Origin of the sequence: Mesorhizobium sp. M0808 (assembly GCF_040320025.1) — a bacterium.
In the GTDB taxonomy this organism is placed as follows: domain Bacteria; phylum Pseudomonadota; class Alphaproteobacteria; order Rhizobiales; family Rhizobiaceae; genus Mesorhizobium.
This window is the reverse complement of the sequence record NZ_JAMYOX010000001.1, coordinates 214,411-236,714: the sequence shown is the minus strand read 5'-3', so window position 1 is coordinate 236,714 and position 22,304 is coordinate 214,411. Positions and strand designations below refer to the sequence as shown.

The following is a 22,304-nucleotide window of genomic DNA, read 5'->3' as shown; positions in this document are numbered from 1 at the left end:
GCATGGCAGACATCCGCAACAATTTCGTCGGCATCAAATCGCCGAACCCGTTCTGGCTGGCCTCGGCGCCGCCGACCGACAAGGCCTATAACGTCATCCGCGCCTTCAAGGCTGGCTGGGGCGGCGTTGTCTGGAAGACGCTCGGCGAAGAAGGGCCGCCGGTGGTCAACGTCAACGGGCCGCGCTACGGCGCCATCTGGGGCGCCGATCGTCGCCTGCTTGGTCTGAACAATATCGAGCTGATCACCGACCGTGACCTGCAGGTCAATCTGCGCGAGATCAAGCAGGTCAAGATGGACTGGCCCGACCGGGCGATCGTCGTCTCGCTGATGGTGCCGTGCGAGGAGCATGCCTGGAAGGCGATCCTGCCGGTGGTCGAGGAGACCGGCGCTGACGGCATCGAGCTCAATTTCGGCTGCCCGCACGGCATGTCGGAACGCGGCATGGGTGCGGCGGTCGGCCAGGTGCCGGAATACATCGAAATGGTGGTGCGTTGGTGCAAGGCCAATACCCGCATGCCGGTCATCACCAAGCTGACGCCCAACATCACCGACATACGCAAGCCGGCACGCGCTGCCCTTGCCGGCGGCACCGACGCGGTGTCGCTGATCAACACCATCAATTCGATCACCGGCGTCAACCTCGACAATTTCGCACCGGAGCCGACGATCGACGGCAAGGGTTCGCATGGCGGCTATTGCGGTCCGGCGGTGAAGCCGATCGCCATGAACATGGTGGCCGAGATCGCGCGCGATCCGGAAACGCATGGCCTGCCGATCTCCGGTATCGGCGGCATTACCACCTGGCGCGACGCCGCCGAATTCATGGCGCTCGGCGCCGGCAATGTGCAGGTGTGCACGGCGGCGATGACCTACGGCTTCAAGATCGTGCAGGAGATGATCGCCGGCCTGGAAAACTGGATGGACGAGAAGGGCCATGCCACGCTCGACGACATCGTCGGCCGTGCCACGCCCAACGTCACCGACTGGCAGTATCTCAACCTCAACTACGTCGCCAAGGCGCATATCGACCAGGATGCCTGCATCAAATGCGGCCGCTGCCACATTGCCTGCGAGGACACTTCGCACCAGGCGATCACCGCAATCGTCGATGGCGTCAGGCATTTCGAGGTGATCGAGGCCGAATGCGTCGGCTGCAATCTCTGCGTCAATGTCTGTCCGGTCGAGAACTGCATCACCATGGAGGCGCTGGCGGTCGGCGTGATGGACCAGCGCACCGGCAGGCCGGTGTCGCCGATCTATGCCAACTGGACGACGCATCCGAACAATCCGATGGCCAAGGTGGCGGCGGAATAGCATTGCGAAAAAAAGCGGCGTTCATGGCGCCGCTTTTTGACTTTCCTATTGCGGATAAAAGTTATCCACGATAATCTATATCCATGAACAGGAGAGCGAAATGAAGCTGGGCGAAGGCGTCGAAGCGGCCATCCACTGCGCCGCGATGCTCGCCGGCGTTGATGGCGCCGCGACCTTGCCAGGTGCTGCCATGGCCGAGGCGTTCGGGCTGTCGCCGAGCTATCTGCTTAAGCATCTCAACGCGCTGACTGCGTCCGGCATTCTGGAATCAGTGCCGGGGCCGTCCGGCGGCTATCGGCTAGCACGGCCGGCCGAGCGCATTACGCTGCTCGATATCGTGCTCGCTGTCGAAGGGCGCGAACCTGCCTTTCGCTGCGGCGAGATCCGCCGCAACGGTCCCGTCAAGCTCGATGCATCGGCCTACGTCAAACTATGCGGCATCAATGCCGCGATGCTGAAGGCCGAGCGCGCCTATCGTGCCGCACTTGCCGAAACCAAGCTGTCCGACATCGTGGCCACTTACGCGGCAGAAGGCGATCCGAGATCGATTGCTGCCAGTTGCGCCTTTGTGGCGCGCCATCAGCGGCCGCAGAAATCCAGTTCAACCAAGCAAGCATGAAAGGAAAGACGATGAAACAGCGGATGCAATTTTTCGCCAAGGCGCCGGAGATCATGAAGGCGGTGTCGGCACTCAACAAGGCGGTCGACGAATGCGGGCTCGAGGCGAGCCTGCTGCATCTGATCAAGCTCAGGGCATCGCAGATCAATGGTTGCTCCTATTGCGTCGAGATGCACAGCCGTGAGGCTAGGCGCGATGGCGAGACTGAGCAGAGGCTTTATCTCGTCTCGGCCTGGAAGGAATCGCCGCTATTTTCGGCACGCGAACGCGCCGCCTTTGCCTGGACGGATGCGGTGACGAAGATCGCCGAAAGCGGTGTTTCGGACGAACTCTATGTGCAGACGCTCGAGCATTTCTCGGAAGAGGAACTGGTCAAGCTGTCGGTCGCGCTCGGCATGATCAACACCTGGAACCGGCTTTGCATCCCGTTCCACGCCCTTCATCCGATGCCGGCAGCCAAGGCCGCCTGATCGACGAAACGGGCGCGCGAGCTGCGCGCCCGTTTTCAGTTGGAGATCAAGAACATGTTTGCAAACTTTGAGAACGAGATTCTATTTGCCGCCCGTCTGCTGCTTGGTGGCGCCTTCGTCTTTGCCGGCCTGCGCAACATCCAGAACCGGGCTTTCGTGACCCAATTGATGGCGACGCGAGGCGTGCCGCAGGCGCGGCTGGCGCTGTGGGCCGGCATCGTCCTGCAGATCGGCGCCGGCGCGTTGGTGTTGACGGGTTTGTGGACTGCTGTCGCGGCGGCGGCGCTAATCCTGTTCCTCATTGCCGCGACGCCGATGTTCCACAATTTCTGGGACCATCAGGGGCCGGAACGCGCAGCCCGAATCAATGGGTTTGTCGCCAATGTCGCGCTGACCGGCGGGTTTCTCTCGCTGATGGGGCAGGCGGCATAGCAGCGACCGTCCCGAAACGGTGGACGCATCACCGCTCACGCCGCAAAGCGCAGGCCGCCGTCGCAGGTCAGCACCTGGCCGGTCATGAACCCGTTGGAGACGAGGAATGCGATCGCGCTGGCGACGTCCTCGGCGCGGCCGATACGGCCGACCGGCGTCTTGCCGGCATACTCGGCAAACACCGCATGGCGCTGTTCATCGGGCAGGAAATCCCACCACGGCGTGTCGATGACGCCCGGCGCCACGACATTGACGCGTAACGGCTTCAGCTCCATCGCGAGGATCGGCACCACGGTCAGCAGCATGCCGTTGACGGCGGCGATGCCGGCGACACCCGGCGCCGACAATTGCGCCGACACCGCCGAGATGAAAGTCACCGAGCCGCTCTTGTTCAGCGTCGGCAAGGCGGCCTGCAGGCAGGAGAGCTGTGGCCGGACCTTCTCGTCGACGCCGCCGCCGATGTCGGTCAGGTCAAGCGTTTCGAACGGGCCGAGGCCCTTGCCGCCGCTGGCGGCCAGCACCAGGTGATCGAAAGGGCCGAGTTCGTTGAAGAACCGGCGAACCTCGTCCGGCTTCGCGGCATCGAAGGCAGCTTTTTCGACGGCGCCGCCAAGGCTTTGCCATGCATTGTCGAGCCTTTCCCTGCTGCGCCCGGTGATCGTCACCTTCATCCCCGGGCCAAGCAGCTTTTTCGCGGTGGCGAGGCCAATGCCGGAGGAGCCGCCGATGATCACGGCGTGCTGCGTTTTCTCGATCATGAATTTTCTTTCTTCGATGTGGCGGAAGCGGGTGCGAGCCCGACAAGACCGAGGCTCAATTCACGCAACTGCTGCCTCGCCTTCGCGTCATAGGCTTGCGCATCGGCGCGGGATTCCCTTTGGCCGTCGAAATAGAGGCCGCTTCGCCCTTCCAGCGCGGGCGATGTGGCGAGATTGATGATGGCTTCGGCGCCGGTTTCGACCGAACTCCAGGGTGTGACGCCCGCCTGCCGCACCATCGTGGTGTTCATGTAGCTTGCCGGATGCAGGCTGTTGACCGTGACGCCGGTGCCGTTCAGCTGCTCCGCCAGATCGATGGTGAACATGATCTGCGCCAGCTTGCTCTGGCAGTAGGCACGAACGCCGTCGTAGGAGCGGGTCAGCATGACATCCCTGAAGTCGATCGCCCGTTGCCCGGCCGAGGCGACATTGATGATGCGCGCCGGCGCACTGGCCTTGAGCAGCGGCAGCAGCTCCGTAGTGAGCAGGAAGCCGGCGAGATAATTGACGGCAAAGCGCAGCTCGTAGCCGTCGGCGCTGACCTGCCGTTTCGCGTTGGGGCCGGCTGTGCCGACGCCGGCATTGTTGATGAGGATATCGAGCCGGTCAGTCCTGGCGCGGACGGCTTCGGCGAGGCGGCGGACCTCGGCCAGGGAGGAGAGGTCGGCGACAAGCAGCTCGGCCTTGCCGCCGGCGGCTTCGATCTCGGCCACGGTCGCCTTGCCCCTTGTCGCGTCGCGGCCATGCACCAGGATGCGGGCGCCGCCGGCGCCGAGCCTTTGCGCCACGACTCTGCCGACGCCGTCGGTCGAGCCGGTAATCAGGATCGTCTTGTCTTTCAGTTCCATGTTCAGAGCCTCCATGTCATCGCTCTGAGCAGAAAGATGGGGCACCAGACGCATGCCAAACAGTTCAAACTTTATCCTGGTATCGGTACTGCTATAATAGCGCCGATGGATTCCACCACGCATTCTGCCGAAGGCAGCCGTCGCCGCGAGCTTGGCGCCTTTCTGCGTTCGCGGCGCGAAAGGCTGACGCCATCGGCCACGGGCATCTCGACCGGCCTGCGCCGGCGCACACCCGGGCTGCGGCGCGAGGAGGTGGCGATGATCGCCGGCGTCGGCACGACCTGGTACACATGGCTGGAGCAAGGGCGCGACGTGCGGCCGTCCGTCGAGGTGCTGACGGCGCTCAGTCAGGCATTGCGCCTGGACGCGGCCGAGCAACGGCATCTGTTCATCCTTGCCGGCCGTCCGCAGCCGGAGCATCGCGTCGATGCGCCTGAAAAAGTCGACGGACCCTTGCTGCACATGCTGCAAAGCCTGGTCCTGCAGCCGGCCTATGTCGTCGGGCGGCGCTGGGATGTGCTGGCCTGGAACTCTGCCGCGGCAGCCGTGTTCGGCGACTATGGCCTGCTGGAGGGCGATGCCCGCAACATCGTCCATATGGTTTTCACCAGCCCGCAGCATCGGCGCCTGCTCGTCGACTGGGAGGAACTGGCGCGTGCCGTGCTGGCGTCATTCCGGGCGGAAAGCGCCAAATATGTCGGCGACCCGGATTTCGAGCGGCTGATCGCGCTGATGACACGTTCAAGCCCGGAGTTTCGGGCATGGTGGCCGCTGCGCGATGTGGCCCGCAACCTGTCGGGTGTGAAGCATGTCAGGCATCCGACGGCAGGCGCCATGGCGTTCGAGCATATGAGCCTGTCGATCGACGACGGCTCGGACATGAAGCTGATCGTCTACACGCCGCTCGCCGAGCAGAACTCGATCGCCAAGCTCGAACAACTGCTGGAGACGCTTCCGGCCGAGCGGCGCAGCGCCTGAACCCTATCTTTGTTTTGACCATGATCTTGTCCGAAAACCGGCTTCCACTTTTCGGGATCATGGTCGTCAGCCCTTCGGCTTCAGCCCGTCGATGAACAGCTGCTCAAGAAATCTTGCGGCATCCTCGAAGCGGCCGTCGCCGCCGCGGTCGGGGCCGAGCACGGCGCGCACCTGCACGTCGAAATCGGCATAATGCTGCGTCGTCGCCCAGATCGAGAAGATCAGGTGCCAGGGGTCGGTGCGGGCGATCTTGCCGGCGCGCATCCAGCCCTTGATGACGTTGGCTTTCTCGTCGACCAGCGTCTTCAACTCCCCTTCCAGCATCGGCATGATGCGCGGCGCGCCCTGCAGGATCTCATTGGCGAACAGGCGGCTCTCGCGCGGGAAATCGCGCGCCATTTCCAGCTTGCGCCTGATGTAGCTGCGCAGTTCGGTTAGCGGATCGCCGATGTCGTCGAGCTCGCGCAGCGGCGCCAGCCAGGTGTCGAGAAGCCGCTGCATCAGCGTCTTGTGGATGTCCTCCTTACGGCGGAAATAATAGAGCAGGTTTGGCTTCGACATGCCGGCGGCTTCGGCGATCTGGTCGATGGTCGAGCCGCGAAAACCGTTGGTCGAGAAGACTTCGAGCGCCGCCTCCAGGATGAGCTCGCGCTTTTCCAGCTGAATGCGGGTGCGGCGAGGAGCGGAGCTTTCGACCGCCCCCGTCACCCCGCAAAACCTTCGCTGGGAGGAGTGTCTGGACCAATTCTCTGGACCAGTTTTTCCTCGCCCTGTGGAGCGCACTTCGAAAGCCGCATTTCCGCTAGTAATCCCTTGACCGCTGATAAGGCGGTGCTAACGTTTGTCCAACCGGTCAAAAATTTGCGTAGCACGAAAACGTCGCGAAGACCAAGCGTTGGAAAGACCAAGCGTTAGCCGCACCGAAACAAGTTACAAGGGGAAGTCTTGGTCATGTCCAACCGGCTGAAAGTCACGCCGAACGATCTCAGCGCATTCTGGATGCCGTTCACGGCAAACCGGCAGTTCAAGCAGGCGCCGCGCATGATGGTGTCGGCCAAGGACATGCACTACACGACCAGCGACGGGCGCAAGGTGCTCGACGGCACCGCCGGCCTGTGGTGCGTCAATGCCGGCCACTGCCGCCCGAAGATCACCGAGGCGATCCAGAGCCAGGCGGCAGAGCTCGACTACGCACCCGCGTTCCAGATGGGCCATCCGATCGTGTTCGAGCTGGCGAACCGGCTGGTCGACATCGCGCCGAAGGGCATGGACCATGTGTTCTTCACCAATTCCGGCTCGGAATCGGTCGAGACGGCGCTGAAGATGGCAATCGCTTATCACCGCGTAAAAGGCGAGGGCTCGCGCACCCGTCTGATCGGCCGCGAGCGCGGCTATCACGGCGTCAATTTCGGCGGCATCTCCGTCGGCGGCATTGTCACCAACCGCAAGATGTTCGGCACGCTGCTCGGCGGCGTCGATCACATGCCACACACGCATCTGCCGGAAAAGAACTCTTTCACCAAGGGCGTGCCGGAGCATGGCGCGGAACTGGCGAACGAGCTGGAGCGCATCGTCGCACTGCACGACGCCTCGACCATTGCCGCCGTCATCGTCGAGCCGGTGGCCGGTTCCACCGGCGTCATCCTGCCGCCGAAGGGCTATCTCGAGAGGCTGCGCGAGATCTGCACCAAGCACGGCATCTTGCTGATCTTCGACGAAGTCATCACCGGTTTCGGCCGTCTCGGCACGCCGTTCGCCGCCGACTATTTCGGTGTCACGCCGGATATCATGACCACCGCCAAAGGCGTCTCCAACGGCGTCATCCCGATGGGCGCGGTGTTCGTAAAGAAGGAAATCCACGACGCGTTCATGACTGGGCCCGAGCACATGATCGAGTTCTTCCACGGCTACACCTATTCGGGCAATCCGATCGCCTGCGCGGCGGCGTTGGGCACGCTCGACACCTACAAGGAAGAGGGGCTGCTGACGCGCGGCGAGGAACTGGCGCCGTACTGGGAGGACGCGCTGCACTCGCTGAAGGGCGAGCCGAACGTCATCGATATCAGAAACATCGGCCTGATCGGCGCGATCGAGCTGGCGCCGATCACCGGCCAGCCGACGAAGCGGGCCTTCTCGGCTTTCGTCAAGGCGTTCGAGCGTGGTGCATTGATCCGCACCACCGGCGACATCATCGCGCTATCGCCGCCGCTGATCATCACCAAAGGTCAGATCAACGAATTGATCGACCATGTGCGCGAAGTGCTGAGGGCCGTGGATTGACGAATTTGCCGCAGCTTTCCCTCCCCCTCGAGGGGAGGGTGGCCGCGAAGCGGCCGGGTGGGGTCGGTGCGGCAGTGCGCCAGCCTGACCTTCGGCCGCATAGGTGCCTATGATGCCCCGGACCCGCGTGAGCTTCGAAATGCGCCAAAAGGCGCGCGCGCTTCGAGTTCATGCGACCAAAGGCGAATCCCTGCTGTGGTATGAACTGCGCGAATTGAAATCGGCCGGCATCAAGTTCCGCCGCCAGTGTCCGATCGGGCCTTATATCGTCGACTTTGCTTGCCTTGCGGTAAAGCTGGTCGTTGAAGTCGATGGTGATCTGCACGAACAGGAGAAGGGCAAACGGCACGACGCCGTCCGTGATGCCTATCTGCGATCGCTCGGGTTCGATATCTTTCGCGTCGATGAGCCCGATGTCATAAACAGCGCCTGGCATGTCGCACAGGTGGTCAAGGAGAAGGTCGCGCGCATGTCAGCCGACCCCACCCGACCGCTTCGCGGCCACCCTCCCCTCGAGGGGGAGGGGGACGCTGGCGTGCCACAACCAATGAGGTTTTAGAATATGGCCGCCCCCGGCGAGAATTTGCGAATCCATTCAGACCGTTTGTGGGATTCGATAATGGAGATGGCGAAGATCGGCCCCGGCATTGCCGGCGGCAACAATCGCCAGACCGTTACCGACGAGGACGGCGAAGGGCGGCATCTGTTCAAGCGCTGGTGCGATGAGGCGGGGCTCGAAATGGGCGTCGACGAGATGGGTACGATGTTTGCCCGTCGCGAAGGCACCGACCCCAGCCTGCCGCCGGTCTATGTCGGCAGCCATCTCGACACCCAGCCGACCGGCGGCAAGTATGACGGCGTGCTCGGCGTGCTCGGCGGCCTGGAGGTCGTGCGCTCGCTCAACGATCTCGGCATCAAGACCAAGCACCCGATCGTCGTCACCAACTGGACCAACGAGGAAGGCGCCCGCTTTGCGCCGGCGATGATGGCGTCCGGGGTATTCGCCGGCGTGCTCGACCAGGCCGACGTTTATTCGCATGTCGACAAGGACGGCAAGAAATTCGGCGAGGAGCTCGAACGGATCGGCTGGAAGGGCAGCGAGAAAGTCGGCGAGCGCAAGATCCACGCTTTCTTCGAATTGCACATCGAGCAGGGCCCGATCCTTGAGGACGAGGGCATCGATATCGGTGTCGTCACCCACGGGCAAGGGTTGAAATGGCTGCAGGTGACGCTGACCGGCAAGGAGGCGCACACCGGCTCGACGCCGATGCCGAAGCGGCGCAATGCCGGGCTCGGCATGGCGCGGGTGATCGAACTGGTGCACGAGATCGCCATGGACTATCAGCCCGACGCCGTCGGCGCGGTCGGCCATATGGAGGTCTATCCGAACTCGCGCAACATCATCGCCGGGCGCACCGTCTTCACCATCGACATCCGCTCGCCGGAAAAGGAGGTGCTGGACGCCATGGACGGGCGCATCCGCGAAGGCATCGACACGATCTGCGACGCGCTCGACATCAAATATCAAATCGAGCAGGTCGGCCATTTCGACCCGGTCACTTTCGACGCGGGCTGCGTCAAGGCTGTGCGGGATGCGGCGGAGCGCCTGGGATATACGCATCGCAACATCGTCTCCGGCGCCGGCCATGACGCCTGCTGGATCAACCGCGTCGCACCCACCGCAATGGTGATGTGCCCCTGCGTCGACGGTCTCAGCCACAACGAGGCCGAGGAAATCACCAAGGAATGGGCAGCGGCCGGCGCCGACGTGCTGTTCCATGCGGTCGTCGACACGGCGGTGATTGTCGAATGATGGGATAGCCTCGCAACGCCGCTCACAAGAAGCGCGAAGAGAATAAGGGAACAAGAAAATGTCCAAAGTCATCAAGAATGGCACCATCGTCACCGCCGACCGGACGTGGAAGGCCGATGTGCTGTTCAAGCACGGCAAGATCATCGGCATCGGGCCGGATCTGCATGGCGACCATGAGTTCGACGCCAGCGGCTGCTATGTGATGCCGGGCGGCATCGACCCGCATACCCATCTCGAAATGCCGTTCATGGGCACCTATTCGGCCGACGATTTCGAATCCGGCACGCGAGCGGCCCTTGCCGGCGGCACGACCATGGTCGTCGATTTCTGCCTGCCGGCGCCGCAGCAATCGCTGCTCGAGGCCCTGCAGATGTGGGACAACAAGACCTCGAAGGCGTCCTGCGACTATTCCTTCCACATGGCGATCACCTGGTGGGGCAAGCAGGTGTTCGACGAGATGGCCACTGTCGTCGACAGGGGCATTACCTCGTTCAAGCATTTCATGGCCTACAAGGGCGCGCTGATGGTCGATGACGACGAGCTCTATTCGTCGTTCCAGCGCTGTGCCGATCTCGGCGCGCTGCCGCTGGTCCATGCCGAGAATGGCGACGTGGTGGCGGCGCTGTCGCAGAAGCTGCTGGCGGCGGGCAACAGCGGCCCGGAGGGACACGCCTATTCGCGCCCGCCTGAAGTCGAAGGCGAGGCGACCAACCGCGCCATCATGATCGCCGACATGGCCGGTGTGCCGCTCTATGTCGTGCATGTCTCCTGCGAGCAGGCGCACGAAGCCATCCGCCGGGCGCGCCAGAAAGGCATGCGGGTATTCGGCGAGCCGCTGATCCAGCACCTGACGCTGGACGAGAGCGAATATTTCAACAAGGACTGGGACCACGCGGCGCGCCGGGTGATGAGCCCGCCCTTCCGCAACAAACTGCACCAGGATTCGCTGTGGGCCGGCCTGCAGGCCGGGTCGCTGCAAGTGGTGGCGACCGACCATTGTGCCTTCACCACCAAACAAAAGCGCAACGGCGTCGGCGACTTCACCAAGATCCCGAACGGCACGGGCGGGCTCGAGGATCGTTTGCCGGTGCTGTGGACGACCGGCGTTAAGACCGGCCGGCTGACGATGAACGAGTTCGTCGCGGTGACCTCGACCAACATCGCCAAGATCCTTAACATGTACCCGAAGAAGGGCGCCATCGTCGAAGGCGCGGACGCCGACATCATCGTCTGGGACCCGAAGCGCAAGAAGAAGATCACGGCCAAGAAGCAGCAGTCGGTGATCGACTACAATGTCTTCGAAGGTTTTGAGGTAACCGGCCTGCCGCGCTGCGTCTTCTCGCGCGGCGAACTGTCGATCGAGGAAAACGAGGTCAAGGCGAAGCCCGGCCATGGCGAGTTCGTCGCTCGCGAGCCGAACGCGGCGGTCAACCGGGCGCTGTCGACGTGGAAGGAAATTTCCGCGCCGCGCAAGGTGGAACGGACGGGCATCCCGGCGACGGGCGTTTGAGCTTGGCGAGCCACGGAGCGATTATCTCAATGGCCGCGGTGATCCTTGCCGCCGGGCCGGCGGCGGCTGACGTCCTTGCCGGCTCCTTTGGCAATGAGGTCGGTTGCGCTGGTGTACGGCTCGGTTATCAGGACAGCGACGATTATGTCGTGCTGACCGCCGACGGCGTCGAAACCTATGGCAGCGGCTGCCAGTTCGCACAGCGACTGACGACAGCGCCGGGCACCTTGTTGTTGAGCTCCACCTGTTTCGCCGAGGGCGAGGAGGGCACGACCACGGATGTCGTCAAGGTCATCAACAGAGGAGGGGACGGTTTCTTCGTGACCATTCCCGGCCTTGAGGAGATAGGGCCGCTGAAATCATGTTCGTGACGGTGCCGATGACGACCGCTGCCTCGATGCCGGCGTCAGGCGACCAACCCGTCCAGTTCCGGCAGCAGGACGACGCTTTCCTGTTCGTTGGGATCGGTTCGGGCAATGACCGCCGAGGCGGGGCCGTCGCTCAGATTGGCCGGCAGATGCGGCACGCCGGGGGGAATATAGAAAAGATCGCCGGCCTTGACCACGATATGCTGTTCGAGCCGGTCGCCATACCAGGTATGGACTTCGCCGGAGAGCACATAGATCGCGGTTTCATGGTTTTCGTGCATATGCGCCTTGGCGCGGGCACCCGGCGGCATGGTCAGCAGATGCATGCAGATGCCGGACGAGCCGACTGTTTCGGCGGCGATACCGGCGAAATAACTCAGGCCCTGCTTGCCTTCATAAGAGCTTTCAGGGCGGATAAGATGGCAAGTCGGTTTGGGCGACATCGGGGCAACTCCGGGCGTCTATCTGATGGGACAAGGGCGCGTAGAACTGGGGCGAGTAAAACTGGGGCGAGTAGAACTGGGGCGAGTAGGACTGGGCGAGTGGAAAGCAACATCAGGGTAAAATCAATGGGATTCCGGCCGGCGCCGCAGTGGCCGGAAGCGACAGGCTACGGCCGATGACGGGAGTATCGCCAGCCGTTGTTTCGGCAAGCAAGCTTGGCCTGACCTTCCAGACCAATGATGGTCCGGTGCAGGCGCTGTCGAATGTCGACCTGACCATCGGCAAGGGGGAATTCGTGTCCTTCATCGGGCCCTCCGGCTGCGGCAAGACGACCTTGCTGCGCGTCATCGCCGATCTGGAGAAGCCGACATCGGGAGCCATCTCCGTCAACGGCATGACGCCCGAGCAGGCGCGCCAGAGCCGCGCCTATGGCTATGTCTTCCAGGCGGCCGCACTTTATCCGTGGCGCACCATCAAGCGCAATGTGGCACTGCCGCTGGAGATCATGGGCCTGTCCAGGGCGGAGCAGGCGGCGCGCATCAAGCGCACTCTCGACCTTGTCAACCTCAGCGGCTTCGAGAAGAAATACCCCTGGCAGCTTTCGGGCGGCATGCAGCAGCGCGCCTCGATCGCGCGGGCGCTCGCCTTCGATGCCGACCTTTTGTTGATGGACGAGCCGTTCGGCGCGCTGGACGAGATCGTGCGCGATCACCTCAACGAACAGTTGCTGGAGCTTTGGGAGCGGACCAACAAGACTATCTGCTTCGTCACCCATTCGATCCCTGAGGCGGTCTATCTGTCGACGCGCATCGTCGTCATGTCGCCGCGCCCGGGGCGTGTCAGCGACGTCATAGAATCGACGCTGCCGAAAAAGCGGCCGCTCGATATCCGCGAGACGCCGGAGTTCCTGGCCATCGCGGCACGCGTGCGGGACGGGCTGAGGGCAGGGCACAGCTATGATGATTGAGGGCGCGCGCGACGGGCTTGCGCGTTCGACGCAGGAGGTGCATCGCCCTCGCGAGGGACGCGCTAACCGTGCTTTCGTCATCCTAGGGCGGAGCCGCCGCGAAGCGGCGTGCGCAGACCCTAGGATCCATGCCGTGATGTCGGGCGAAACGCGCAAGCGGTCGAGAATAAGCGTTACGCAGAGCGGTGCGGAGGGAGCCATTTTCAGCACCGTTGCGGAGCGGGGAGATAATGGCATGGATCCTAGGGTCTGCGCCGCGTCGCTTCGCTCCTTGCTTCGCCCTAGGATGACGAAAGCGTGGTTGGGCGCTCCCTTTACTCACGCCGCTTCGCGGCTGCTCCGCCCTAGGATGACGAAAGAAACGATTGCCGTAGCAAAAGTACCTGGCCTCCGCTTCGCTCCAGCCACCCTCTCCCCGTTGGGGAGAGGAGGGCGCTTACCCGGCGAGGCCTGCTAGATGGACTCGTTTCGCGACAAGATCGTTCCGGTGACCTCGATCCTCCTGGGCGTCGTCGTCGTCTGGTACGTCATGGCTGTCATCCTCAACGCGCCGTTCCAGCGCGATCTCGACCGCCGCGCCAATCAGACGCCGGGTATTGTGGAATTCATCGGCAAGACGCTGGTACAGCCGAAGCCGACGCTGCCGGCGCCGCATCAGGTGGCGGTGAATTTTTTCGAAAACACCTTTCTGCGCAGCATCACCTCGAACCGCAGCCTTGTCTACAATGCCTGGGTGACGCTGTCGTCGACGCTGCTCGGCTTTGCTTTCGGCACGGCGCTCGGCATCGTCATCGCCGTCGGCATCGTGCATGTGGCGACGCTCGACCGCAGCCTGATGCCGTGGATCATCGCCTCGCAGACCATTCCGATCCTGGCGGTGGCGCCGATGATCATCGTCGTGCTGGCGGCGGTCGGCATCACCGGGCTTATCCCGAAGGCGCTGATCTCGACCTATCTGTCGTTCTTCCCGGTGGCGGTCGGCATGGTGAAGGGACTGCGCTCGCCCGAGCTCACCCATCTCGACCTGATGCACACCTATAATGCCAGTGCCTCGCAGGCCTTCTGGAAATTGCGTGTGCCGGCTTCGGTGCCGTTCCTGTTCACCTCGATGAAGGTGGCGGTGGCCGCCAGCCTGGTCGGCGCGATCGTCGGCGAGTTGCCGACCGGCGCCGTCGCCGGCATCGGCGCCAAATTGCTCGCCGGCGCCTACTACAGCCAGACCATCGACATCTGGTCGGCTCTGGTTGCCGGGTCGGTGGTCGCGGCGCTGCTGGTGATGGTCGTCGGCATCGCCGGGCGCCTCGTCGACCGCGCCATGGGCGGGAGGCCGGCATGAGCTCCATCCTGAGCCTTTCCTCAATCACGCCTCGATCCTGGCAGGGGTATGCCGCGCTTGTCCTGCTTGTCGGCGCGCTGCTTCTTTGGCCGCTCGTCAGTGCTACGCCCGGTTACGGCATGGCGACTACGGTTTTGATTTTCATTTTGCTGCTCGTGGCAATCGAGGCCGACAACTTTCCACCGATGATCGGGGTGGTGTTGCTGTTCCTTGGCGCGCATGGCGCAGCGTGGATGCTGCTCGCCGGCATAACCGGCAATGAGGGCAGCGCTCGCGCATCCTTCTATCTGCTGCTCGTCGCGGCGTGGTTTCTGGCCTGGCGCTGCGTAACGGTCCTGTCGTCGTTTCGCCCGACATCGCGCTGGGCGTCAACCGCCCTGCGCCTGATCATTCCGGCCATCTTCGGCGCCTGGATCCTGATCATCTGGGAGGCGGTGACGCGTGGTGCCGGCATTCCCTTCATCCTGTTGCCGCCGCCAAGCGCCGTCGGTGCACGCATCGTCGGGTCGCTGCCGGTGCTGGGGGCCGATGTCAGGCAGACCATCTTCAAGGCGGTTATCTTCGGCTATGTGGTGGGGAGCAGCGCCGGCTTCCTCGTTGCCATCGCCGCCGACCGCGTGCCGTTCCTGCGGCGCGGGCTTTTGCCGATCGGCAATATGGTGTCGGCGCTGCCGATCATCGGCGTCGCGCCGATCATGGTCATGTGGTTCGGCTTCGACTGGCAGTCGAAGGCAGCGGTGGTCATCATCATGACCTTCTTCCCGATGCTGGTGAACACCGTCGCCGGGCTTGCCGCCTCCGGCCATATGGAGCGCGACCTGATGCGCACCTATGCCTCGAGCTACTGGCAGACGCTGTTCAAGCTGCGGCTGCCGGCGGCGGCACCCTTCATCTTCAATGCGTTGAAGATCAATTCGACGCTGGCGCTGATCGGCGCCATCGTCGCCGAGTTCTTCGGCACGCCGGTGGTCGGCATGGGATTCCGCATTTCGACGGAAGTCGGGCGGATGAACATCGACATGGTGTGGGCGGAAATCGCAGTTGCAGCACTTGCGGGTTCGGTCTTTTATGGCGTGGTCGCTCTTTTCGAGAGAGCAGTCACGTTTTGGCATCCCTCTGTCCGTGGTGGATAGGGGCGGTGGGTTTAGGGCGCTAACTTCAGAGGGTAAAAACATGAAAAGACTTGTTGTTTCGATGCTGGCCGGCGCGATGTCGCTTGCCGCGTTCCAGGCGATGGCCGCGGACAAGGTGACGCTGCAGCTGAAATGGGTCACCCAGGCACAGTTCGCCGGCTATTATGTCGCCAAGGCCAAGGGCTTCTATGACGCCGAGGGCCTCGACGTCGATATCAAGCCCGGCGGACCGGACATTGCACCGGAGCAGGTTATTGCCGGCGGCGGCGCCGACGTCATCGTCGACTGGATGGGCGGTGCGCTGGCTGCGCGCGAGAAGGGCGTGCCGCTGGTCAACATCGCCCAGCCGTTCAAGAAGGCCGGCATGGAGCTGGTCTGCCCGAAGGACGGTCCGATCAAGACGGAAGCCGACTTCAAGGGCCACACGCTCGGCGTCTGGTTCTTCGGCAACGAGTATCCGTTCTATGCCTGGATGAACAAGCTTGGCCTCAAGACCGATGGCGGGCCGGACGGCGTCACCGTGCTCAAGCAGAGCTTTGACGTGCAGCCGCTGATCCAGAAGCAGGCGGATTGCATTTCGGTCATGACCTATAACGAGTACTGGCAGCTCATCGACGCCGGCTACAAGCCGGAAGAGCTGACCGTCTTCAACTATTCCGCCATGGGCAATGATCTGCTCGAAGACGGGCTCTATGCCCTGGAGGACAAGCTCAAGGATCCGGCCTTCGAGGATAAGATGGTGCGTTTCGTGCGCGCTTCGATGAAGGGTTGGAAATACGCCGTCGACAATTCCGACGAAGCGGCCGGCATCGTCATGGACAATGGCGGCCAGGACGAGAATCACCAGAAGCGCATGATGGGCGAAGTCGCCAAGCTGATCGACAATGCCGATGGCAAGCTCGATCCGGCGACCTACGAGCGCACCGCCAAGGCGCTGCTCGACCAGAAGATCATCAGCAAGGAGCCTACCGGCGCCTACACGACGGCGATCACCGACAAGGCCATCAAATAGGGCTGTCAAACTGGCTTGTAGCGGAAAAGGGGCGGGCGACCGCCCCTTTTTAGTGGGAGGTAAAATGAACGTTACCGGCGGAAACATCCGCTCGCAAAATCGTTGTGCCGGTGCACCCGCCCAAGGGTGTCACAACGGAGGTTTCCATGCGCATCCAGTCCTTCACGCCGATGCTTTCGGCGCTGGCCATTTCTGCAGCCATCTTCTCTGCTTCACCGGCCTTGGCCGAAACCATAAAGATGACGGCGACGCTCGATGGTGCTCAGCAGAACCCGCCCGTCACCACGAAGGGCAAGGGCACCGCCACGCTCAGGTTCAACACCGCCACCAAGAAACTCAGCTGGACCGTGAGATATTCCGGCCTCAGCGGGCCGGCGAAGGCCGCACACATTCACGGCCCAGCGGAAAAGGGTCAAAACGCCGATCCAGTGGTGCCGTTCGAAGGCAAGCTGAAGAGCCCGATCAAGGGTTCGGCGACATTGACTGATGCCCAGGCCACCGATCTTGAGGCTGGCAAATATTACGTCAACATCCACACCGCGGCCCACGCGGACGGCGAGATCCGCGGCCAGATCGAGAAGGCCAAATAGGCAGATCACGACGACAAAACAGGGCAATCATCCTGTTTTGTCAGGCCTTGTCGCGAATCTGGGTCATCGTGCGGGTCGGCGTGATGGCTTCAGGGTCGAGCCTGATCTCTACGATCGACGGCTTGCCGCTGGCCCGCGCTCGCTCGAAGGCCGCGGCGAAGTCGGCGGTCTTTTCCACCGTCTCGCCATGGCCGCCATAGGCACGGGCCAAAGCAGCAAAGTCGGGATTCTTCAAGTCCGTGGCGACGACACGGCCGGGATATTCGCGCTCCTGATGCATGCGGATGGTGCCGTAGATGCCATTGTTGACGACGATGACGATGATCGGCAGCCCGTATTGCACGGCGGTGGCGAATTCCTGGCCGTTCATCAGGAAACAGCCGTCGCCGGCGAAGGCGATCACGTCGCGGTCGGGGAAAAGCTGCTTGGCGGCGACCGCCGCCGGCGTGCCGTAGCCCATCGAGCCGGATGTGGGTGCTGCCTGCGTGCCGAAACGCCGGAAGCGATGGTAGCGATGCACCCAGGTGGCGTAGTTGCCGGCGCCGTTGGTGAGGATGGCGTCGTCCGGCAGCATCGTTTCGAGATAATTCATGATCGGCCCCATCTGGACGGCGCCGGGGCCGCTCTCCGGAGGCGTCGACCAGTCGAGATAGGCGGCGTGCAGCTTCGCTGCCTCAGCCGCCCACACCGGCGTTGCGGCCGGCTTGCGTCTGGCAAAGGCTTCGACGAAAGCGGCAGGCGAGGCATTGATCGCCAGCGCCGGCCGGTAGACGCGGCCGAGTTCGCCGGCGTCGGCATGGATATGGACCAGCGTCTGGTCGGGGTAGGGACTCTTCAGCAGCGTGTAGTCGGATGACGGCATCTCGCCCATGCGGCCGCCGATCAGCAGCACAAGGTCGGCCTGCTTGATGGCGGTTGCTACCTTGGGATTGATGCCGATGCCGACATCGCCGGCATAGTTCGGGTGGAGATGGTCGAACAGCATCTGGCGGCGGAAGGAGCCGCCGACCGGCAGCGACCAGGCTTCGGCTATCGTCCGCATCCGTGCAACGGCCTCCGCGTCCCAGCGCGTACCGCCGAGGATGACGAAGGGCCGCTTTGCCTTGTTGAGCAACACTTCCAGTGCGTCGAGCTCGACTTCGCCAGGCCGCGTCTCGACAGGGGTATAATGCCGGGCGTCCGGTGCCTCGGCGAGGCTGGTCAGCATGTCCTCGGGCAGCGAGATGACGACCGGGCCCGGGCGACCGGACGTCGCCACCGCAAAGGCGCGTGTGACGAATTCGGGTATGCGTGCGGCGTCGTCGATCTCGACCACCCATTTGGCGATATCGCCGAAGAACCTGACGTAGTCGACCTCCTGGAAGGCCTCGCGCCCCTTGGCGTGGCTGGCGACCTGGCCGATGAACAGGATGAGGGGGACTGAATCCTGCATCGCGATGTGGATGCCGGCCGAGGCATTGGTGGCGCCTGGGCCGCGGGTGACAAAGCAGATGCCGGGCCTGCCGGTCAGGCGGCCGTGGCAGTCGGCCATCATTGCGGCACCGCCCTCCTGGCGGCAGACGATTGTGCGGATCGGTGAATCATGCAGCGCGTCGAGCACCGCCAGATAGGATTCGCCAGGTACGCAATAGATACGGTCCGTTCCGTTGGCTTCGAGCGCATCGACGATGAGTTGTCCGCCGGTCTTCATTTTCCTGACCTCTCCAGTTCGGCAAGGATTTCTTGGGTGTGTTCGCCGAGACGCGGCGACGGGCGCTCATAGACCAGCGGCGTGCCGGACATGACCATCGGCGCCCGCACCGAGGGCAAGAGATTGCCATGGCCGTCATCGAGGTCGAGCCGCATGCCGCGCGCTATGGTCTGCGGGTCGGCAAACATCTGGCCGATGTTGTTGATCGGGCTGGCCGGCACTCCGGCAGTCTCAAGTCTGGCCAGCAACGGGTCGCGATCGAAGGCCTTCAGCGCCTCGATCATATGCTCGCGCAGCTTTGCCCGGTTGGCGACGCGGGCGGGATTGGTGGCGAAGTCAGGGTTCGACGCCAGCTCGTCGAGGCCGACGGCAGCGCAGAACTTTGCGAACTGGCCGTCATTGCCGACCGCCAGGATGATGTGGCCATTTTTCACCGGCACCACTTCGTAGGGCGCGATGTTCATATGCGCATTGCCCATCTGCACCGGCGACTGTCCGGAGACGAGATAGTTGAGGTTCTGGTTGCCGAGCGTCGAGATCTGGGTGTCGTAGAGCGCCATGTCGATATGCTGGCCTTCGCCGGTCTTCTCGGCATGGCGAAGCGCCGCCTGGATGGCGATGACCGAATAAAGCCCGGTGAAAACATCCGAAATAGCGACGCCCGCCTTTTGCGGTTCGCGGCCGGCTTCGCCGGTGATCGACATCATGCCGGCCATGCCCTGGATGATGAAATCATAGCCGGCACGCGGCGCATACGGTCCCGACTGGCCAAAACCGGTGATCGAGCAATAGATCAGCCGCGAGTTGATTTTCCTCAGGCTGTCATAGTCGAGGCCGTATTTCTTCAGTCCGCCGACTTTGAAGTTTTCGATCAGCACATCCGATGTCGCGACCAGCCGGCGCACCGTCTCGGCACCCTCGGGCGTCGAGAAGTCGATGGCGATGGAGCGTTTGCCGCGGTTGCAGGAATGGTAATAAGCGGCCGAAAGGTTCTCGCCGTCATGGCCGATGACGAAGGGCGGTCCCCATTTGCGGGTGTCGTCGCCGCCGTCCGGGCTCTCGACCTTGATCACGTCGGCGCCGAGGTCGGCAAGCAGCTGTCCGGCCCATGGCCCGGCGAGGATGCGTGCGAGTTCGATGACGCGGATGCCTTTGAGCGGAGGCTCAGTCATGGATCACCGTGGTTGATCGAAAGCGCAGCCTCTATCAATCCCGCGCGCCGCTGTCACGGCCCTTGCAATGGGCCAGTGTCACTGTGCCCTCAGCACGCGGTCGGCCCAGTCGGCAAAATCCTCCATGATGATGTCTCGGTTGATCTCGTTCAGGCTTTCGTGGCGGGTTTTGGCGTAAACCTTTGAAACGAGATTCAAAAAACCCATCATGTGCATCCGGCCGGCAAGATGGCTGACCGCCTTGCCGCCGTCCGAGGCCGGATCTTGCTCGCCTCCGACCAGATTGACGAACAGGTCGCGCCGCACGCCGGAAAAATTGCGGTCGCTGCCGCAATGCAGCGTCATCATGACGATGTCCTGCCACATCGACACCGATGCGTCCCAGCCGCAAAGCGGGTCGGCGATGTATTTCTCGACTTCAGCGGCATCGTGCGACAGCCAGTCGAACGGCGTCCGGTGATTGGGCACCGCCTTGCCCCAGGCCCGGAACGTCAGCCGGGGCAGCAGGCGCGACGGCACGTCTGAGCCAAGCCGGAACTTTTCCCAACCAAGCATGGCCAGCGCGATTTGGCCGAGCAGTCCGGCCGAGAAATTGCCGTTCCAGATCGCGGCGGCATGGATGCGCGCCGAGTGGCGGAGGACAAAGTTCAGCGCGACCGACGCGCCCAAGGAGTGACCGAAGACGATGACCGGCAGGCCCGGCTGTTCCCTGGCAATGAGATCATGGACGGCGGCGACATCGGCGATGACCTTGGCACCGCCATCCGCATCGGCGAACCTGCCAGGTGGCGCGTCGGGCGCCTTGGTGGCGCCGTGGCCACGGTGGTCGTGCGCGTAGACCTGATAGCCGCGCTCGCCAAGGAAATCGGCGAAACGGGCATAGCGCGCCGCGTGCTCGGCCAACCCGTGATTGACCTGGACAATGGCGCGCGGTTGGCCGATGGCGTGTTTCACATAAAGGTTGAGCTCGGCGCCGGTCGGCGATGCCAGCATCCTCTGCTTGTCAAATGGCATGTCTCGCTCCCGTCGGCGACTGTTGGGCGACGCAGCGATCGACGTCAAGGGGCGTAGGGTACCCATTCGACGGTAGTTGACAGCATGCTGTCAATATGACTACATGACAGCATACTGTCAAATGGTCAGCGGCAGATTGGGGGTATGACTATGAAAACCACCGGGGCCATTTCGCGGCGTGCAATCTGCTGGCGGGCTTCGCCTTCACGACGGCCACCCTGTTGTCAGGGATTGCTGCGTTCAGTCAGGAAACCAGGGAGATGACCATGATGACGTCCACTGTTCCAGGCCCGCAAGGCCAGCTTGCCACTTATAGGATCAACGCCGGCAATGGCCTGCCGATCATGTTCCTGCATGGAGATTGCAGCCGCGCTTCCCACTGGGACCGGGTGATGCAGCTCTCCGTCGAAGGCCGCGAGGCGGTAGCCTTCGATTTTCGCGGTCATGGCGCCTCCGCGCCGGCGCAGGACGGTGACTATGGTTATGACGGTCGTGCAATGGATGTCGGTGCCGTGGCCGACGCGTTTGGCCTGAAGCGGTTTCTCATTGTCGCGCACAGCGGCGGCGGTGGCGTGGCGCTCGCTTATGCCGCCAGCCATGCCGACCGGGTCGCCGGTGTCTTGCTCGTCGACCCGGCGACCGATCCTCGTGCGCTGCCGCAGGCGATTCGTGACGGCTTTGTCCGCGATCTGGCCGGTCCGCAAGGCCGTGATGTCCTGAACGCCTATTACACGTCGATTGCCGGTCCTAACGCGGCTGTTTGCCAGCGTGTTCTGGCCGATGCGGCAGTGGTCGATCCGGCGGCGAGGGCAGGTGTCGGCAAGGCACTGGCCGAATGGAACCCGGAGCCGGCACTCGATGCGTATCGCGGGCCTATGTTCGTATTGGCTACCGAGGCCAGTGACACTCCAGCCGCGCTCTACCGGCTGCGCACGGACATTCCGCGCCAGATCGTGGCGGGCAGCGGCCATTGGGTGATGCTTGACAACCCTGAGGTCGTAGCCGAAGCGGTTAATAATTTCGTCGCGACCATCGAGGCCGGCCAGAAATGACGACCAGGACCGAAGCGGCAAATGTGCTCACCGAATTGGTGCTTGCCGTGTTCAGGATGAACGGCAGTTTTCTGGATGCGGCCGACCGGCTGGCCGCTCCAACCGGGCTGACGGCAGCGCGCTGGCAGGTTTTGGGTGCAGTTTTGAAGGAGCCGAAATCTGTGGCCGACATCGCCCGCGACATGGGTCTCGCCCGTCAGAGTGTACAGCGGCTGGCCGACATACTGGCTGCGGAGGGGCTTGCCGCCTACGCCGACAACCCGGCGCATCGCCGCGCCAAGCTGTTGTCGATAACCGATGCCGGCCGGGCAGCGGTCAAGAATATCGGCACACGCCAGCATGTTTGGGCGAACCGCGTTTCGGAGGGTATGGACGCCGACGCGCTGAAAGCCTCGCTTGATCTGCTGCGCACCCTGACGGAACGGGTGGAGGCGGGCGGATCCTGATCGACCACGCGGGAGCCGTCTCAATGCGCTGGCGATTGTTTTTACGGCCGGCGAAA

General features: G+C 63.1%; 24 protein-coding genes. 17 read left to right on the top strand and 7 right to left on the bottom strand.

Going from position 1 to position 22,304, the window contains the following annotated elements; all coding sequences use genetic code 11:
* The first annotated feature begins 2 nt into the window (after nucleotides 1-2).
* The 4 genes from preA (at nucleotide 3) to NKI25_RS01155 (ending at nucleotide 2,837) form a co-directional block, all read left to right on the top strand.
* Nucleotides 3-1,316 carry an NAD-dependent dihydropyrimidine dehydrogenase subunit PreA gene (gene preA, locus NKI25_RS01170; RefSeq protein WP_352578713.1) on the top strand — a complete coding sequence of 438 codons (1,314 nt, stop codon included), beginning with the start codon at nucleotides 3-5 and terminating at the stop codon, nucleotides 1,314-1,316.
* Between the two features lie 100 nt (nucleotides 1,317-1,416).
* Complete coding sequence (locus NKI25_RS01165; protein WP_023675859.1) at nucleotides 1,417-1,935, top strand: RrF2 family transcriptional regulator; 519 nt, start codon at nucleotides 1,417-1,419, stop codon at nucleotides 1,933-1,935.
* A gap of 11 nt (nucleotides 1,936-1,946) precedes the next feature.
* The gene (locus tag NKI25_RS01160; protein WP_023675860.1) at nucleotides 1,947-2,405 is read left to right on the top strand and encodes a carboxymuconolactone decarboxylase family protein; all 459 of its coding nucleotides are present in this window, start codon (nucleotides 1,947-1,949) and stop codon (nucleotides 2,403-2,405) included.
* A 54-nt stretch (nucleotides 2,406-2,459) separates the two neighbouring features.
* Nucleotides 2,460-2,837 carry a DoxX family protein gene (locus tag NKI25_RS01155; protein WP_023675861.1) on the top strand — a complete coding sequence of 126 codons (378 nt, stop codon included), beginning with the start codon at nucleotides 2,460-2,462 and terminating at the stop codon, nucleotides 2,835-2,837.
* A 35-nt stretch (nucleotides 2,838-2,872) separates the two neighbouring features.
* Here the strand turns inward: NKI25_RS01155 and NKI25_RS01150 are convergent, their stop codons facing one another.
* Both NKI25_RS01150 and NKI25_RS01145 read right to left on the bottom strand, forming a co-directional pair.
* A complete protein-coding gene (locus tag NKI25_RS01150; RefSeq protein ID WP_352589366.1) occupies nucleotides 2,873-3,595 on the bottom strand; it encodes an SDR family oxidoreductase in 723 nt (240 codons plus the stop codon).
* On the bottom strand, nucleotides 3,592-4,443 hold the full coding sequence (locus tag NKI25_RS01145; RefSeq protein WP_352589370.1) for an SDR family NAD(P)-dependent oxidoreductase: 852 nt from the start codon (nucleotides 4,441-4,443) through the stop codon (nucleotides 3,592-3,594). The genes NKI25_RS01150 and NKI25_RS01145 overlap by 4 nt, the downstream gene beginning before the upstream one ends.
* A gap of 105 nt (nucleotides 4,444-4,548) precedes the next feature.
* On the opposite strand from NKI25_RS01145, the gene NKI25_RS01140 reads away from it, so the two are divergent.
* Nucleotides 4,549-5,421, top strand: a complete 873-nt coding sequence (locus tag NKI25_RS01140) for a helix-turn-helix transcriptional regulator (protein ID WP_352796762.1) — start codon at nucleotides 4,549-4,551, stop codon at nucleotides 5,419-5,421.
* A gap of 66 nt (nucleotides 5,422-5,487) precedes the next feature.
* Here NKI25_RS01140 and NKI25_RS01135 read toward each other — a convergent pair whose 3' ends face one another.
* The gene (locus NKI25_RS01135; RefSeq protein WP_352491100.1) at nucleotides 5,488-6,129 is read right to left on the bottom strand and encodes a TetR family transcriptional regulator C-terminal domain-containing protein; all 642 of its coding nucleotides are present in this window, start codon (nucleotides 6,127-6,129) and stop codon (nucleotides 5,488-5,490) included.
* Between the two features lie 243 nt (nucleotides 6,130-6,372).
* On the opposite strand from NKI25_RS01135, the gene aptA reads away from it, so the two are divergent.
* The 5 genes from aptA to NKI25_RS01110 all read left to right on the top strand — a co-directional run bounded on the left by aptA (nucleotide 6,373) and on the right by NKI25_RS01110 (nucleotide 11,395).
* Nucleotides 6,373-7,701 (top strand): omega-aminotransferase AptA, encoded by a 1,329-nt coding sequence (gene aptA, locus NKI25_RS01130; protein WP_352589376.1) that lies wholly within the window; start codon nucleotides 6,373-6,375, stop codon nucleotides 7,699-7,701.
* A 127-nt stretch (nucleotides 7,702-7,828) separates the two neighbouring features.
* Nucleotides 7,829-8,260: an endonuclease domain-containing protein gene (locus tag NKI25_RS01125; RefSeq protein ID WP_352589379.1), complete on the top strand. Its 432-nt coding sequence runs from the start codon at nucleotides 7,829-7,831 to the stop codon at nucleotides 8,258-8,260.
* Between the two features lie 3 nt (nucleotides 8,261-8,263).
* Nucleotides 8,264-9,514, top strand: a complete 1,251-nt coding sequence (locus NKI25_RS01120) for a Zn-dependent hydrolase (RefSeq protein ID WP_352796760.1) — start codon at nucleotides 8,264-8,266, stop codon at nucleotides 9,512-9,514.
* Nucleotides 9,515-9,572: 58 nt separating this feature from the next.
* A complete protein-coding gene (hydA, locus tag NKI25_RS01115; RefSeq protein ID WP_352997829.1) occupies nucleotides 9,573-11,024 on the top strand; it encodes a dihydropyrimidinase in 1,452 nt (483 codons plus the stop codon).
* Nucleotides 11,025-11,053: 29 nt separating this feature from the next.
* Nucleotides 11,054-11,395 (top strand): hypothetical protein, encoded by a 342-nt coding sequence (locus NKI25_RS01110; RefSeq protein ID WP_031211553.1) that lies wholly within the window; start codon nucleotides 11,054-11,056, stop codon nucleotides 11,393-11,395.
* 35 nt (nucleotides 11,396-11,430) lie between these two features.
* Here the strand turns inward: NKI25_RS01110 and NKI25_RS01105 are convergent, their stop codons facing one another.
* Nucleotides 11,431-11,835: a cupin domain-containing protein gene (locus NKI25_RS01105; protein ID WP_023675871.1), complete on the bottom strand. Its 405-nt coding sequence runs from the start codon at nucleotides 11,833-11,835 to the stop codon at nucleotides 11,431-11,433.
* 176 nt (nucleotides 11,836-12,011) lie between these two features.
* Here NKI25_RS01105 and NKI25_RS01100 point away from each other — a divergent pair, with 176 nt between their 5' ends.
* The 5 genes from NKI25_RS01100 to NKI25_RS01080 all read left to right on the top strand — a co-directional run bounded on the left by NKI25_RS01100 (nucleotide 12,012) and on the right by NKI25_RS01080 (nucleotide 16,874).
* Entirely contained in the window at nucleotides 12,012-12,803 is a 792-nt protein-coding gene (locus NKI25_RS01100; protein ID WP_352589388.1) for an ABC transporter ATP-binding protein, read from the top strand.
* Between the two features lie 457 nt (nucleotides 12,804-13,260).
* Nucleotides 13,261-14,139 carry an ABC transporter permease gene (locus NKI25_RS01095; RefSeq protein ID WP_352637261.1) on the top strand — a complete coding sequence of 293 codons (879 nt, stop codon included), beginning with the start codon at nucleotides 13,261-13,263 and terminating at the stop codon, nucleotides 14,137-14,139.
* Entirely contained in the window at nucleotides 14,136-15,272 is a 1,137-nt protein-coding gene (locus NKI25_RS01090; protein ID WP_352637260.1) for an ABC transporter permease, read from the top strand. Before NKI25_RS01095 ends, NKI25_RS01090 begins: the two co-directional genes overlap by 4 nt.
* Nucleotides 15,273-15,312: 40 nt before the next feature.
* A complete protein-coding gene (locus NKI25_RS01085; RefSeq protein WP_023675876.1) occupies nucleotides 15,313-16,284 on the top strand; it encodes an ABC transporter substrate-binding protein in 972 nt (323 codons plus the stop codon).
* Between the two features lie 146 nt (nucleotides 16,285-16,430).
* The gene (locus NKI25_RS01080) at nucleotides 16,431-16,874 is read left to right on the top strand and encodes a CHRD domain-containing protein (protein ID WP_352700630.1); all 444 of its coding nucleotides are present in this window, start codon (nucleotides 16,431-16,433) and stop codon (nucleotides 16,872-16,874) included.
* Between the two features lie 40 nt (nucleotides 16,875-16,914).
* On the opposite strand, the gene NKI25_RS01075 is transcribed toward NKI25_RS01080, so the two are convergent.
* The 3 genes from NKI25_RS01075 to NKI25_RS01065 form a co-directional block, all read right to left on the bottom strand.
* Complete coding sequence (locus NKI25_RS01075) at nucleotides 16,915-18,564, bottom strand: thiamine pyrophosphate-binding protein (RefSeq protein WP_352997826.1); 1,650 nt, start codon at nucleotides 18,562-18,564, stop codon at nucleotides 16,915-16,917.
* Entirely contained in the window at nucleotides 18,561-19,736 is a 1,176-nt protein-coding gene (locus NKI25_RS01070) for a CaiB/BaiF CoA transferase family protein (RefSeq protein ID WP_352589400.1), read from the bottom strand. Before NKI25_RS01070 ends, NKI25_RS01075 begins: the two co-directional genes overlap by 4 nt.
* A 78-nt stretch (nucleotides 19,737-19,814) precedes the next feature.
* Nucleotides 19,815-20,750: an alpha/beta fold hydrolase gene (locus tag NKI25_RS01065; protein ID WP_352997824.1), complete on the bottom strand. Its 936-nt coding sequence runs from the start codon at nucleotides 20,748-20,750 to the stop codon at nucleotides 19,815-19,817.
* 266 nt (nucleotides 20,751-21,016) lie between these two features.
* Here NKI25_RS01065 and NKI25_RS01060 point away from each other — a divergent pair, with 266 nt between their 5' ends.
* Both NKI25_RS01060 and NKI25_RS01055 read left to right on the top strand, forming a co-directional pair.
* Nucleotides 21,017-21,802 carry an alpha/beta fold hydrolase gene (locus tag NKI25_RS01060; RefSeq protein ID WP_352997823.1) on the top strand — a complete coding sequence of 262 codons (786 nt, stop codon included), beginning with the start codon at nucleotides 21,017-21,019 and terminating at the stop codon, nucleotides 21,800-21,802.
* The gene (locus NKI25_RS01055; protein WP_023675882.1) at nucleotides 21,799-22,248 is read left to right on the top strand and encodes a MarR family winged helix-turn-helix transcriptional regulator; all 450 of its coding nucleotides are present in this window, start codon (nucleotides 21,799-21,801) and stop codon (nucleotides 22,246-22,248) included. The genes NKI25_RS01060 and NKI25_RS01055 overlap by 4 nt, the downstream gene beginning before the upstream one ends.
* Nucleotides 22,249-22,304: the final 56 nt, after the last annotated feature.

What these genes read in the sequence shown, in the direction of transcription:
- NKI25_RS01165 (WP_023675859.1), top strand. Translation starts at nt 1,417, where the DNA reads ATGAAGCTGGGCGAAGGCGTCGAAGCGGCCATCCACTGCGCCGCGATG.
- NKI25_RS01155 (WP_023675861.1), top strand. Translation starts at nt 2,460, where the DNA reads ATGTTTGCAAACTTTGAGAACGAGATTCTATTTGCCGCCCGTCTGCTG.
- NKI25_RS01065 (WP_352997824.1), bottom strand. Translation starts at nt 20,750, where the DNA reads ATGCCATTTGACAAGCAGAGGATGCTGGCATCGCCGACCGGCGCCGAG.
- NKI25_RS01090 (WP_352637260.1), top strand. Translation starts at nt 14,136, where the DNA reads ATGAGCTCCATCCTGAGCCTTTCCTCAATCACGCCTCGATCCTGGCAG.
- NKI25_RS01070 (WP_352589400.1), bottom strand. Translation starts at nt 19,736, where the DNA reads ATGACTGAGCCTCCGCTCAAAGGCATCCGCGTCATCGAACTCGCACGC.
- NKI25_RS01100 (WP_352589388.1), top strand. Translation starts at nt 12,012, where the DNA reads ATGACGGGAGTATCGCCAGCCGTTGTTTCGGCAAGCAAGCTTGGCCTG.
- NKI25_RS01120 (WP_352796760.1), top strand. Translation starts at nt 8,264, where the DNA reads ATGGCCGCCCCCGGCGAGAATTTGCGAATCCATTCAGACCGTTTGTGG.
- NKI25_RS01055 (WP_023675882.1), top strand. Translation starts at nt 21,799, where the DNA reads ATGACGACCAGGACCGAAGCGGCAAATGTGCTCACCGAATTGGTGCTT.
- NKI25_RS01075 (WP_352997826.1), bottom strand. Translation starts at nt 18,564, where the DNA reads ATGAAGACCGGCGGACAACTCATCGTCGATGCGCTCGAAGCCAACGGA.
- NKI25_RS01110 (WP_031211553.1), top strand. Translation starts at nt 11,054, where the DNA reads ATGGCCGCGGTGATCCTTGCCGCCGGGCCGGCGGCGGCTGACGTCCTT.
- hydA (WP_352997829.1), top strand. Translation starts at nt 9,573, where the DNA reads ATGTCCAAAGTCATCAAGAATGGCACCATCGTCACCGCCGACCGGACG.
- NKI25_RS01085 (WP_023675876.1), top strand. Translation starts at nt 15,313, where the DNA reads ATGAAAAGACTTGTTGTTTCGATGCTGGCCGGCGCGATGTCGCTTGCC.
- NKI25_RS01140 (WP_352796762.1), top strand. Translation starts at nt 4,549, where the DNA reads ATGGATTCCACCACGCATTCTGCCGAAGGCAGCCGTCGCCGCGAGCTT.
- preA (WP_352578713.1), top strand. Translation starts at nt 3, where the DNA reads ATGGCAGACATCCGCAACAATTTCGTCGGCATCAAATCGCCGAACCCG.
- aptA (WP_352589376.1), top strand. Translation starts at nt 6,373, where the DNA reads ATGTCCAACCGGCTGAAAGTCACGCCGAACGATCTCAGCGCATTCTGG.
- NKI25_RS01160 (WP_023675860.1), top strand. Translation starts at nt 1,947, where the DNA reads ATGAAACAGCGGATGCAATTTTTCGCCAAGGCGCCGGAGATCATGAAG.
- NKI25_RS01105 (WP_023675871.1), bottom strand. Translation starts at nt 11,835, where the DNA reads ATGTCGCCCAAACCGACTTGCCATCTTATCCGCCCTGAAAGCTCTTAT.
- NKI25_RS01095 (WP_352637261.1), top strand. Translation starts at nt 13,261, where the DNA reads ATGGACTCGTTTCGCGACAAGATCGTTCCGGTGACCTCGATCCTCCTG.
- NKI25_RS01145 (WP_352589370.1), bottom strand. Translation starts at nt 4,443, where the DNA reads ATGGAACTGAAAGACAAGACGATCCTGATTACCGGCTCGACCGACGGC.
- NKI25_RS01150 (WP_352589366.1), bottom strand. Translation starts at nt 3,595, where the DNA reads ATGATCGAGAAAACGCAGCACGCCGTGATCATCGGCGGCTCCTCCGGC.
- NKI25_RS01060 (WP_352997823.1), top strand. Translation starts at nt 21,017, where the DNA reads ATGATGACGTCCACTGTTCCAGGCCCGCAAGGCCAGCTTGCCACTTAT.
- NKI25_RS01080 (WP_352700630.1), top strand. Translation starts at nt 16,431, where the DNA reads ATGCGCATCCAGTCCTTCACGCCGATGCTTTCGGCGCTGGCCATTTCT.